The sequence below is a fragment of the Paeniglutamicibacter sp. NPDC091659 genome, assembly GCF_044756805.1.
Lineage (GTDB): Bacteria > Actinomycetota > Actinomycetes > Actinomycetales > Micrococcaceae > Paeniglutamicibacter.
In genome coordinates, this window is the sequence record NZ_JBIVTO010000006.1 from 12,667 (window position 1) to 25,086 (window position 12,420).

At 63.3% G+C, this 12,420-nt stretch carries 10 protein-coding genes; 5 read left to right on the forward strand and 5 right to left on the reverse strand.

Going from position 1 to position 12,420, the window contains the following annotated elements:
• Positions 1–498: 498 nt before the first annotated feature.
• Positions 499–1,806, reverse strand: a complete 1,308-nt coding sequence (locus tag ACIQLF_RS12005) for a hypothetical protein (RefSeq protein WP_400298501.1) — start codon at positions 1,804–1,806, stop codon at positions 499–501.
• A gap of 807 nt (positions 1,807–2,613) precedes the next feature.
• On the opposite strand from ACIQLF_RS12005, the gene ACIQLF_RS12010 reads away from it, so the two are divergent.
• The 5 genes from ACIQLF_RS12010 (at position 2,614) to ACIQLF_RS12030 (ending at position 6,592) form a co-directional block, all read left to right on the forward strand.
• On the forward strand, positions 2,614–3,321 hold the full coding sequence (locus ACIQLF_RS12010) for a histidine phosphatase family protein (RefSeq protein ID WP_400298504.1): 708 nt from the start codon (positions 2,614–2,616) through the stop codon (positions 3,319–3,321).
• A gap of 9 nt (positions 3,322–3,330) precedes the next feature.
• The gene (locus ACIQLF_RS12015) at positions 3,331–3,885 is read left to right on the forward strand and encodes a DUF3090 domain-containing protein (RefSeq protein ID WP_400298507.1); all 555 of its coding nucleotides are present in this window, start codon (positions 3,331–3,333) and stop codon (positions 3,883–3,885) included.
• Positions 3,885–4,652 carry an SCO1664 family protein gene (locus ACIQLF_RS12020; protein ID WP_400298510.1) on the forward strand — a complete coding sequence of 256 codons (768 nt, stop codon included), beginning with the start codon at positions 3,885–3,887 and terminating at the stop codon, positions 4,650–4,652. The genes ACIQLF_RS12015 and ACIQLF_RS12020 overlap by 1 nt, the downstream gene beginning before the upstream one ends.
• Positions 4,653–5,124: 472 nt before the next feature.
• A complete protein-coding gene (locus tag ACIQLF_RS12025; protein ID WP_400299181.1) occupies positions 5,125–5,583 on the forward strand; it encodes a recombinase family protein in 459 nt (152 codons plus the stop codon).
• A 637-nt stretch (positions 5,584–6,220) separates the two neighbouring features.
• Positions 6,221–6,592, forward strand: a complete 372-nt coding sequence (locus ACIQLF_RS12030) for a helix-turn-helix domain-containing protein (protein WP_400298512.1) — start codon at positions 6,221–6,223, stop codon at positions 6,590–6,592.
• A 545-nt stretch (positions 6,593–7,137) separates the two neighbouring features.
• Here ACIQLF_RS12030 and ACIQLF_RS12035 read toward each other — a convergent pair.
• The 4 genes from ACIQLF_RS12035 to ACIQLF_RS12050 form a co-directional block, all read right to left on the reverse strand.
• Entirely contained in the window at positions 7,138–8,907 is a 1,770-nt protein-coding gene (locus ACIQLF_RS12035; RefSeq protein WP_400298515.1) for a SulP family inorganic anion transporter, read from the reverse strand.
• A gap of 127 nt (positions 8,908–9,034) precedes the next feature.
• A complete protein-coding gene (gene ychF / locus ACIQLF_RS12040; RefSeq protein ID WP_400298518.1) occupies positions 9,035–10,120 on the reverse strand; it encodes a redox-regulated ATPase YchF in 1,086 nt (361 codons plus the stop codon).
• A gap of 156 nt (positions 10,121–10,276) precedes the next feature.
• Complete coding sequence (locus ACIQLF_RS12045) at positions 10,277–11,377, reverse strand: 4-hydroxy-3-methylbut-2-enyl diphosphate reductase (RefSeq protein ID WP_400298521.1); 1,101 nt, start codon at positions 11,375–11,377, stop codon at positions 10,277–10,279.
• Between the two features lie 58 nt (positions 11,378–11,435).
• Positions 11,436–12,347 carry a hypothetical protein gene (locus tag ACIQLF_RS12050; protein WP_400298523.1) on the reverse strand — a complete coding sequence of 304 codons (912 nt, stop codon included), beginning with the start codon at positions 12,345–12,347 and terminating at the stop codon, positions 11,436–11,438.
• Positions 12,348–12,420: the final 73 nt, after the last annotated feature.

A 12,420-nucleotide genomic window follows, 5' to 3' on the forward strand; every position in this document is an offset into this window, starting at 1 on the left:
TCGTAAATCCGGACAGATATCCTTTCCGAATCTGACTATAGGAAACATCCATCGGTGGCCTTAAACAACCTTTTTCGCGACCGATCTTCCTCTCTGTCTCCATGCCCACATCCGGTCGCACAAAAGGTCGTAGGTAAGTAGAAAACACAGCGGCAGGCAAGCACCAGCAAACCTGGCAGGAACGCCCCATACTGTGCCCTCACACTGTGGGTCCCGGTGCGTACGAGAGCGATCGACGGGATACCGGATCCGGGAACGCCAACGATTTCGTCGCAATTACTGAACGATGCGCCTTGCCGGCCGTTAGTCCCGCAATCCATGGTCTTCTTCGTCCCTTTGGGGCAACGCTGAGGCCGGACCGCCTGGGTACGACAAAGCCCCCGGCTCCAAGAAATGGAGCCGGGGGCCACGTGCCGCCATGCCACTCGCGGGATGGGAGTTAGGCGTTGAATCTAGACTTGACCACGGTACGCAGCTGAACGGTCTTGCTGCGCCTGGTTACTTCTCGACAGCTTCCTCGGTGTCCGTCTTGGGCTCGCTGGCCATGTGTTCGCCGCGCTTCTTCGGCTTGAACAGCCCAGCGACGCTGCCTCCTACCGAGCCAGCCTTGCCGGCGATGGCACCGCCGACGCCTTTGACCTTAGTGAGTGCCTGCGGCTCATCCGGGATTCCGTCCCCGTCGATGTCCACACTCCGGAACTGGCGCGATACAGTGCCGGCTGCGCTTACCACGCCAGAGCCCACTGCAACGGCGCCGTTCGCTACGCCACCTCCGAATGTGCTGGCAGTACCCGTGATCCAGTTTCCCGTCACTTTCGCGGCGTCCTCCAACGCCGCGAGAGCCCGGTTCGGTTCGGCCTCGCTGTCATCTGCGTTGGGATTCGCCTTCGAATCGACGGCCAGATGTGCGGGGAACACTTCTGGGGCATCGGCGAACGCGGCCCGGGCTGCGATGATGACGTCGCGGCCGAACACGAAGCGTGCGACCCCTCCCGCCAACGCTCCAACTCCGTATTCGATCGTTGCCTGCTGCTTTCCACTCAAGTTTTCGCGCACGGTGTCCAGCTGACCCGTCTGCATGGTCCGGACCAAACTCTGCGCTGCTCCGCCAGGGAGTGTGTCCGCGAGCGTACTCGCCCAGTGAGACCAGTCCTCGCGGCCAGCAGCGATCCTGTTGCCGACGCCGACGACACCTTCGGAAGACGCGATCGAGAGGTCCGTGGCCATCGTCGCGATCTGCTGCTGACTAACGAGCTCGTTAGACAGCCCGTAAACGAGGGCGTGAGCTTGGTCCTGATCGAGCTCCATTCCGTGAATGTCGGCTATTGCGAGCCCGAAGATCGCGGTGAGTTCAAACTGCAGCTGCTCATCACCCGCAGGGAGAAGCGCGGCGGCTCGATACGCGCCGCCCTTCGCGGCGCCCAGCGCTACATTCTTCGCGGCAACTTTCGCAGCTTGCTTAGCGGCAAGTTTCGCGGCTTCCTTCCCGGTCTTCTTGGCAGCCTGCTGACTCGCGCTCTTGACACCGGCTGCCGCAGCCCCGACCCCTGGAATCATCGCAATACCGATATCCGCAGCGATCGCGCCAGCGGTGATGACGGCACCAGCAGTGGTGATCGAAGTGCCGTAATGACGTTCGAGCATCTGGATCACCTCAGCGGGGGTTGCGTCCGGATGCCTGCGGCGGATCCTCATGACGTACTTGCGAGCGATCGAGTGACGAGCACTGACCGCCTTCGCAATGTCACACGCTGCGTCCTCGTCGACGAGATCCGCCTCCATCGTGATCGTCTCGATGTCAGCCATCGCTTGCTCCTCGCTAGTTGAATCTCTCCGGGAGATTGTAAACACGGTTGCTGGGCGGGAGTCCGCCAATGCCGCTGTGGACCTTCTGGCGATTGTATTCGTGGATCCGAGCCTGCCGGGTCTGGACACGCTTGGATTTCATCGACAACGTGGCTCCTTCCAGCTGCTACGACAACCTGCCCAGGGCCTTTGCCCAGAGACGGGAGGGCCCGGGACGCAGCAAGCATCACGGGCGCTTCCAATACAAATCAGCATGATCCAGGGGTTGAAGCACAACTCCACCACATTCAGCTATTGAATAACCTCTGCTTCTTCCAAGACGGACCCCAAGACGGGACATTTGTGCTGCCAACTCGACACGCCAGATTCGTCTCGGGAAACTCGCCTCGGGCCGAATTCGCCTTGGGAGTGTTTGCGCTGGTCCGGCCAGGTCAGGGCCCGCTGCAATTTGCGTTCCGGCCCTCGAACTCGGTGAATCCTTCCACACGTGAACTGCAGCGCGGCTTTTGGCTTTGCTGGTCAATGAGAGATGGCAGTGTTTTTCGTCAAGACATTCACGGACCCGGGCCCCACCGGCGCCAACCGGGCACGGCTGGGACCCGGGGAGGCCCTGGCCCCCCTGCCGAAACGGGGACACCCGTGTCGTGACCACCCTCGCCCATCTGTTCTCGATGCGTGTCGAGTCCGTCTGGGCGTCTTTGAATGCATCGGCGTGCTCGAAGGGTTCCATCCGTGTCTCATCTGCCTTTTTGACGCGCGGCTTTGCAGGGTTCACACCACCATCGACAGGGCGGTTAGGCTGGGTGGATGGCGACAGTAATTCTCGTGCGGCACGGCCGCACCACAGCCAATGCCGCTGGAGTGCTGGCCGGTCGGGCCCTCGGTATCAGCCTGGACCAGATCGGGCGCGACCAGACGGCCCTGACCGGAGATCGGCTCGCGGCCGTGCCCTTGGTCGCGGTGGTGTCCAGCCCCCTCGAACGTTGCAGGCTGACCGCCCAGCTCATCCTCGATCGTCAGGCCGGCACCCCGCACGAACTGGTCGATCCAGATCTCACCGAGTGCGATTACGGCCAGTGGCAGGGCCGTACGCTCGGCGATCTCGCCACCGAGGATTTGTGGCCGGTGGTGCAGACGCAACCGTCCGCCGTCGTCTTTCCCGGCGGTGAATCCATGGCAGCGATGCAGGCTAGGTCGGTGGCGGCCATTCGACGCCACGACGCGGCCTTCGAATCCAAGTACGGGCCAGGGGCCGTGTGGGCGGCGGTGAGTCACGGGGATATCATCAAGTCAATCCTCGCCGACGCGCTCGGCATGCACCTTGACCTGTTCCAGCGAATCAACGTGAGCCCAGCCTCCGCATCGATCGTGCACTACGGTATTAATCGGCCGACCGTCCACGCGACCAACACCGACGCGGGTGATCTGTCGTGGCTGTCGAAAAGCATCCACTCTGGCGATGCACCTGTGGGCGGCGGGGCAGGGCTAGAAGCGCCACGAACCTCTGAAGCCTAAGATATTTATATGCCTACACGTGTTCACGAATTTATCTGGCCGGATCGGGTCGTCATTGGCACCCTTGGTCTTCCGGGGGTGCGCACGTTCTACCTGCAGGTGCGTGCAGGGACACAGATCGTCAGTATTGCCTTGGAGAAGCAGCAGTCGGCTCTGCTCGCTGAGATGATCGACGAAATTCTTGACCAACTCATCGCTTTGGAGGGCAACCCCTTCAGCGTTCCCACGGGCACTCCCCTTGAACTCGTCGACAATGACCAGCTCGAGGCCGTCCACGAACAGTTTCGCGCCGGGGCCATGAGCTTAGGATGGGACCCAACCACGGCCCAGGTCGTCATTGAGGCCCACCCCATCACCGATCTCGATGCTGATGACAGCGACGAATCTCTTGATGAGGACGGGGCCACCGAATCCGAAATGCTGCTGGTGCGAATGCCGGTCGGCTCCGCCAGAGCATTCGCCCAGCGCACCCGCGAGATCGTGGGTGCCGGGCGTCCGATGTGCCCGCTCTGCGGGTACCCCATGGACGCCGACGGGCACATCTGCACCCTTCCCGAGGCTTGATGCCAGTGCCTGACCTAGTGACCGCCGAGCTGACTCTCACCGGCCGCATCAGGACGGCTTCAAACGCTACATTTCTGGGCGGCATCGGCGACGTGGCGGTCGTCTATAAGCCGATAGCAGGTGAAAGTCCGCTGTGGGATTTTCCCCAGGGAACGCTGGCCCACCGGGAGGTGGCCGCCTACCTGGTCTCGCAGGTCTTTGGCTGGGGCGTTGTACCGCACACCTGGCTGCGCGATGGGCCGTTGGGTGAAGGAATGGTGCAGCTCTGGCGGGAGCAAGATCCGGCCCAATACGCCGTGGACCTCGTCGCGGCTGACCACGTGCCGGAGACGGGTTGGAAACACGTCCTGGAGGGGCGAGATGAGAACGGAGGGATAGTCGCCCTCATTCACGAAGACTCGCCAGCGCTCAGACGCATGGCGGTATTCGACGTCATCGTCAACAACGCCGACCGCAAAGGCGACCACATTCTTGCCATGCCTGACGGACACCGGCACGGTGTGGATCACGGGGTCACCTTTCACCGTGACCATAAGCTGCGCACGGTGCTGTGGGGATGGCAGGGTGAAGCCCTGACCGCCGAGGAAGAAGAAGGCATAGACCGTGTCAATGAAGGACTGCACGGTCAGCTGGGCCGAAACCTGGCGGGCTTGCTCAGCGCCGAAGAAATCGCATCGCTTGCCGCGCGCTGCTCCCGGTTGCGCCTAGCAGGTCGTTTTCCTGCTCCTAGCGGTGAGATGCCTGCGGTGCCCTGGCCGCTGTTCTGAGGGAATTACGTCTGCTGGCTTCGCGGCCTGTGTCACGACGAGTCGCCCTCTGCGCACACCCGCAGAGCGGATCCAACGCCCGGCGAGAACGGTGCATTTAGTTCCTTGAACGACTTTGATTGCGGCCACAAGTTTGGTCTTTCTTTAGTTAGACAGCAAAATGCTGGCTGGCTGCATTGAGGTGGCAACCGCTCGTAAAAAAGAGCATGGCCGCCAAGAACACGGGTTATTGGCGGCCATCACAAAAGGTTTGAAGTCGGTCAGGACCTAAACGTTGAAGCGGAACTCCACCCACGTTCCGTCGCTGAATGAACCTTTGAAGTGAAGAGTAGCGCTTATAACTGCATAACCCCCACGCGCGACCGTATGCCTGCGCGTCTCCTTGGACAGCGAGAACACCCGCCTCGAAGCCAGCCTTCACCTCCAGGATGCTCAGGAGATGATCAAGCGACGTGACTAGCGGTTCACGGAAATCTTCGAGGACAACGACATCTCAGGTGTCGACCACAAGAAACGCTCTGGATTCCAGAAACTCATCGCCGACATCGAACAGAGTCTCATCGACATGGTCGCAGCCCCTGAGCAGCCTCGTCTTGAGCGCAACTGCTCCGAGGGCGCACAGATCATCGGGACTAGCCAGCGCAACGGCGTGCTACTGGCCTTCGTAAAGGACAATGAAATCGACGCAACCGCCGCAGCCGGCAGGCTCGTCGCTGGCTTCATGTCCTCCATGGCCCACCACGAAATAGTGGTCAGAGGAGAGTGCCAGTCCCGTGCCCAGCGCCAGCGTTCCGAGCAGGGGCGGGCACCCAAGGGCGTGCGGCCAATTGACTACGCCACAAACGACCATGTCATCCAGGACGAGGCCATTGCATGGCGGTCGAGAAGAACTATATGGCATTCACTGGAGGCTCTTCGTTCCGGGCGATAGCTGTTGCCCTGTCAGGAGGAACCCAGGAGACTAGTCAGAATGTGCCAGACGTACTTGCGCTCCCCCGGCACACATTGCAAGCCCATGCTGGAGCGCAACGAAAAACGAGAAACGAGCCGAGGAGTACCAGCAGCGCACCACCAACGAGCAATTGGAGATGCGCAGTGTCCCGGAAGGCAGCCCGTGGCCGACAAGCAAGGTGCTGGGTATCCTGTTCCCGTGTCAGCGGGGTTCTGGGAGCACAAGACCCCGCATCAGCGTTCGAGAACTCAGATCTTGGAACACAACGCGGCGTAAACGACGCCCTGTGCCACGTGCGACTCCCCCACGCGTGTGGTGTGAACGCGTTCCGCTCCGCGACAGCGCAAATCAGGTGGCGGCAACCCGCTGTCTAGTCCGCTCTTGCATTAAAGTCTAGAGGGCTATAGGCAAGGATTCTGATGATGAAGCGGCGGGATCTCCTGAACTAACTCAAGCGCACCGCGAAGGATTTCGGAGTTTACTACACCGTCACTGAAGGTGGTCGCCACACTCGCGTTGAGGTGGGAGAGAAAACCACCCAAGTTCCGCGTCACAACGAAATCGGTGACATGCTCGCCAAGCAGCTCATCAAGCAGGCAGAAGGAAAGGACACAAAATGAAACTACATGTGACCGCCACTAGAGACGGACGATTCTGGTTCCTGAAGTCCGATGACATCGAAAATTTCTATACCCAGGCCCTCAACATCGCGGAGATCCCAATTATGGCCAAAGACCTGGCGGCGACGCTCACCGAGCGACCCGAGTCTGATTTCGACGTCGAAATCAGCTTTGACACTCCGGAGGTGACCGCTCACTTGCGCGAGACAGCCGCTCTGGCGGCGAAGGCCGAAGAACCTAAGGCTGAATCAGCCCTTGAACGTCGGGCAGCAGCACTCGTCCTCCGACGTCAAGGCGTTACCGTTCGGGACATCGGCACGGTTCTTGGCGTCTCCCATCAGCGAGCACAGCAACTCGTCAGCCACTAAACTGCTTCCGTTCTTACCTGCTCGGTACGGCACTGGAAAATTCGTTCCGGAGAACCCGAGGAGGCTAGGCGCCCGCATATCCACCCACACCGTGTGCACGAACCCCGGATAATCAAAATCCAGCCCGCCAGCGGCGTACTTTCATCTGGCATCAAAAGCGAACCAGTCCGCCGCCTAACGATCCGAGCAGCCCTCGATCCACTGCAGAAGCATCACAACCGCCACGATCATCGGCGGCACGGACCGCAGACCCCCATCGGTAAATAGATCCGCGAACATTACATCGGGAAACAGATTGAATCACTCCCGATGCAACACCGCATAAATCGAGTCCTCCAGCACCGGCCATGGCAATAGTTAACCGTGCAGCGCAGCAAATCGCCCTGCGTCGGCACCAGACCTAACGTCATCGACTACTCCTGAATCCCGGGAATCACTTGCCCAATTTTCCCAAAGCACACGCCCGGACCGGGTACCGCCGCATGAAAAATAACAACCACCGAGACCGGACGCCGCACGCGCGCGAACCCAACCTCGCTCCGCGATTAGACGTCAGGCGTGCCTTCGATGTCCTTTCGCAACTCACCGGTGATGGCATCCACCGCGGCACCCACCGTCGGCGCGAAACGCTCGTCCGTGAACCGGCCATTCAACCCGTAGCGCTCGAGCGTGTCCTTTACCGGTCCCTTGAGTTCGGCGAACACCAGCGTGATCCCGCGCGAAGCCAGCCAGTCGTCCAGATCGACGAGCTCCTCGGCAGCAGTGGTGTCCAGATCCGTGATCGGCTCCGAGGCCAACACCAGTGTCCCCAGCGGCTCTCGATCGCTGCCCCGGTTCTCACGGACGGCCCGCTGAACCGCCTGGCGGACCCACTGGTTGAATAGCCCGCCGTTGACGAAGAACAGAGGTGCGTCGAATCGGAGGATCAGGATCCCCGGCACCCGTTCGGCGTCGGGATGGCGGCGCCGGTCGTGATATCCGCGCCGTCCGCGCATCAGCCCCAGTTCGGTGCGGTACGGCCGCCAGGCCCGCACCGCAAAGGCCACGAAGGCGAGCCCGATCGCCAACCCGACGCCCTCCAGCACCCCCACGAAGAAGACCCCGAGAAAGGCTGCCGTAGCCAGCACCGCATCGGTGCGGTCCATCTGCCACAGCCGTACATAATGCCCAACGTCTAGGAAGCCGAGCGCCGCCGTGATGACGACGGCGGCCAGCACGGCCTCTGGAAGAAACTCGGTGGCCCCGGGAGCCCCCAGCATAAACACCACGATCATGGCCGCGCCGACGACTCCGGTCAGTTGGGTCTTCGACCCGGCCTGCTCGGCCACCGGGGTACGGGATCCTGAGGCGGACACCGGGAACCCACCGAGCAGGCCCCCGGCGATGTTTGCAATTCCCAAGCCTGCCATCTCCTGGTTGCCGCCCACGGCTTCGCCCCGCCGGGCGGACAAGGCACGTGAAATCGTGGTCGTGTCCGCGAATGCGATCAGCGCCACTGCCGCTGCTGGACCGGCAAGGATGCCGACGTCGGCCCACATCAGCCCGCCGAGGGCGGGCGCCGGGAGTCCACGCGGCATGGACCCGACGACGGGCACCTCGTCCTGCAGTTGCCACACCACGGTCACGGCGACGGCGGCCGCCACGGCGACGATGATTCCGGTCACTTTCGCGCCCGACCACCGTCGACGTGGCACGCAACGGAAGGCCAGGATCACTGCGAGGGAGCCCAACCCCAAGCTGGCCGCCGTGGGCACCGCTTCTCCCCCGGCCAACCCGGCCACGACCCCGGTGACCTGGCCCAGTGGTCCATCGGCGTCGACGTCGACTCCGAGCAGTGCGGGCAGCTGGGAAACCATCACGACGAGCGCAAGGGCATTGAGGTACCCCGTGCGAATCGGAACGGACAGCAGATCCGTAACAAAACCGAGCCGCAGTGCGCCCCCGAATACGAGCAGCACCCCGACCATGACCGCCAGCAGTCCGGCGAGGGCGACGGCCCGTTGCTCGTCACCGGCCGCCAGCGGCACGATCGCGGCCAGGAGGATCGGGGCGAGTGCTGAATCGGGGCCAAGCACGAGAATCCGCGACGGACCGACGAACGCGTAGACCAGCAGCGGAACGATCGTGGCGTAGAGACCGGTGTGGGCAGGGAGGCCGGAGGCCTGCGCGTACCCCATACCCACGGGGATGAGGACCGCAGTGAGGACCACGCCTGCGCGCAGGTCGGCCCAGAGCCAGCGGCGGTCGTACGCCGCCGCCACCCCTATCCCGGGCACGAGTCGCTTCACCCCGGTCCACACGCTCTCCATGAACATACTCACAGCATAGGCCGGGGCCGGTCGTGCACACGACGGCCCGTCCGCGAGCCGCAGGAAAGAGCTTCAGAAGCCTTTACGAGAGTGAAAATTCGTCTACAACCGTCTCTTGTTGCCAAGCGATCGCTTAGACGTTGAAGCGGAACTCCACGACGTCGCCGTCCTTCATGATGTATTCCTTGCCTTCGATGCGGGCCTTGCCGGCGGCCTTCGCCGCGGACATGGAGCCGGCGTCGACCAGGTCGTCGAAGGCGACAACTTCGGCCTTGATGAAGCCGCGCTGGAAGTCGGTGTGGATGACACCGGCAGCCTGCGGGGCGGTCCAGCCCTTGTGGATGGTCCAGGCGCGGGTTTCCTTCGGGCCAGCCGTCAGGTAGGTCTGCAGTCCCAGGGTGTCGAAGCCGACGCGTGCCAGCTTGTCCAAGCCGGACTCGGTGTAACCCGCGTCCTCGAGCATCTCTTCGGCTTCTTCTTCGGTCAGCTCCGAGAGTTCGGATTCGAACTGAGCGTCGAGGAAGATCGCCTCAGCCGGGGCCACGAGTGCGGAAAGCTCTTCCTGCATCGCGGTGTTGGCCAAGCCCTCTTCATCGGTGTTGAACACGTAGATGAACGGCTTGGTGGTCATCAGCTGCAGCGGGGCCAGCTCGTCGATGTCGATGCCGGCGGTCTTGCCAGCAGCGTAGAGGGTGTTGCCCTCTTCGAGCACCTTCTGCGCGGCCTTGACCAGCTCGATGAAGGAAGCTTCGACCTTCTTGGTCCGCAGCTCCTTCTCGAGGCGCGGCAGCTGGTTTTCGATGGTCTGCAGGTCGGCGAGGATCAGCTCGGTGGCGATCGTCTCGATGTCCGAGGCCGGATCGATCTTTCCGTCGACGTGGATCACGTCGGGGTCCGAGAAGGCGCGCGTCACCTGGCAGATGGCCTCGGCTTCGCGGATGTTGGCCAGGAACTTGTTGCCCAGCCCTTCACCCTCGGAGGCACCCTTGACGATGCCGGCGATGTCCACGAAGGACACCGTTGCCGGAAGGATGCGCTCGGAGCCGAAGATCCCGGCGAGCACCTTCAGGCGTGCATCAGGCAACGGCACGACACCCACGTTGGGTTCGATGGTTGCGAAGGGGTAGTTGGCCGCGAGGACCTGGGCGCGCGTAAGCGCGTTGAACATTGTTGACTTGCCGACGTTGGGCAGTCCGACGATTCCGATTGTAAGAGCCACGGGAATAGAGTCTACCGTCCAGATCCCGCCCGCGCTTCCTGCACCGCAGCCGGCCCGCGGCAATGCGGCCCTGAAACGGCAAAGCCATGGCGCCGATCCACGCATTCGTGGATCAACGCCATGGCTTGTGTGCGGCGCCATTGCGCCGGTGGAACGTCAGCTGCTGATGTCCGACTTCACGACGCGCCCGCCCAGGCCGCGCGAATCGTCGCCGGCTTCCTTGAGCTTGGCGCGGATTTCCTTGGGCAGCGAGAACAGGATGTCCTCCTGCGCGGTGGTGACTTCCTCCACGTCGGCGAAGCCGTACTCGGCCAGCAGCTTGAGCACATCGCGCACCAGGACCTCGGGAACGGAGGCTCCGGAGGTCACGCCGACGCTCTTCACGCCCTCGAACCAGGACTCGTCGACCTCGGAGGCGTAGTCCACGCGGTAGGCTGCCTTGGCACCGTACTCGAGGGCCACCTCGACCAGGCGCACCGAGTTCGAGGAGTTCGAGGAACCCACGACGATGACCAGCTCGCTCTGCGGGGCGATCGCCTTGATGGCGGCCTGGCGGTTGGTGGTGGCATAGCAGATGTCGTCGCTGGGCGGATCCTGCAGGTTCGGGAAGCGCTTGCGCAGCCGGCGCACGGTCTCCATGGTCTCGTCGACGCTCAGCGTGGTCTGCGAAAGCCAGATCAGCTTGTCCGGGTTCTTGACGACGACGGTGTCGGCTTCCTCGGGGTTGTTCACGATGGTGGTCACCTCGGGTGCCTCGCCGTAGGTGCCCTCGACCTCTTCGTGGCCCTCGTGGCCGACCAGCAGGATCTCGTAGTCCTCCCGGGCGAAACGCACGGCTTCCTTGTGCACCTTGGTCACCAGCGGGCAGGTGGCGTCGATGGTCCGCAGGCCGCGGTCGGCTGCGGACTTGACCACTGCCGGGGACACGCCGTGGGCGGAGAAGACCACCAGTGCGCCCTCGGGAACTTCCTCGTTTTCCTCCACGAAAATGGCACCGCGGGCCTCAAGGGTGGACACCACGTGCAGGTTGTGCACGATCTGCTTGCGCACGTACACCGGGGCGCCGTAGTGCTCCAGCGCCTTTTCGACGGCGATGACCGCGCGGTCGACGCCCGCGCAATAGCCGCGCGGGGCCGCAAGGAAGACCTTGCGTTCGCCCTCGACAGGCGCTGCGGCGGCGATTTCCGCCGGGGTGCGGCGGGTGCGCGGAAGCGTGGGCATCGGAAGTGAGACCGGAACGGTGGAACTGGTAGCCATGTAACAAGTCTACGTTCGCGGGCAAATTGGCGGGGGCCCGCGCCGGCCGATTCAGCCGCTAGCCGAGCGTGACGGGGTTTTCCTTCCGCCAGATCCAGGTGCCGAGCGCCGCGAGCAGGGCCAGGACCCCGCCGATGATCAGCGTGTTGCTGATGACCTGCAGCTCGGCCTGCACTCCCGTGGCCAGCTGGGCAACCACCAGCTGGGTGAGCTCGGAGCCCTGCACCGGCATGCCGGACAGGTTCGACCCGAAGACGATGAGCACCGCGGCGAGAACCAGGGCCGCTCCACCGGTGACAATGAACACCCTGCCGCGGAAGCCGCGCGGGGCCAGGAGCAGCGCGCCGGCCAGCAGCACGGCCGCCGTTGCCAGCAGCCAGCCCCAGCCCTCGGCAAGCGAGAGCCAGCGGTTCGCCGCGCCGGCCGACAGCGTGTCGGCCTGCGGCCAGTTGGTGTCGACCACGACCGGCGGCACGTCGATCGCCTGCGGCAACAGCCGCCCCAGCGCCGACCCGTCCAGCGAGGCGTGCAGCGTGCCGTAGGCGGAGGTGACCAGCGGCGCCAGGTCCAGTTCCAGCGTCGCCTCTTGCGTTCCGGTTTCGGCGGCCGACTTGAGCTTCGCCACGTAGTCCCGGCGCGTGTTCTCGATGGTGGCGTTCCAGGCCGTCGCGAATCCCGGATCGGTGATCAGCGCGGCGCCGCTCGTGGAGATCGCGGTTTCCAGCACTCCCTGCAGGGGCCGCGGGACCGGCACGCTGTTGGTGATCTGGGTGGTGAGCTGCGCGCCGAGCTCGGCCGGCAGGATCTCGCGCAGCTGCTCGTTGGTGGCCAGCGGGCCCAGGATGCGCTGGAGCGGTTCGGGGGTGTTGACGACCAGGTTGGCGGTGCGGGCGCCGAGCCCCAGTCCCGCGGCCAGGACCGCGAGGATTGCCAACACGACTGCGACGGATTTGCGGACGATGACGGGCATCTGTGCTCCAGCGGTAGGGGTCGGCGGGGTGCCAATCCGGGATTTGTCCCATGGTACTGGTATCAATGAGTTT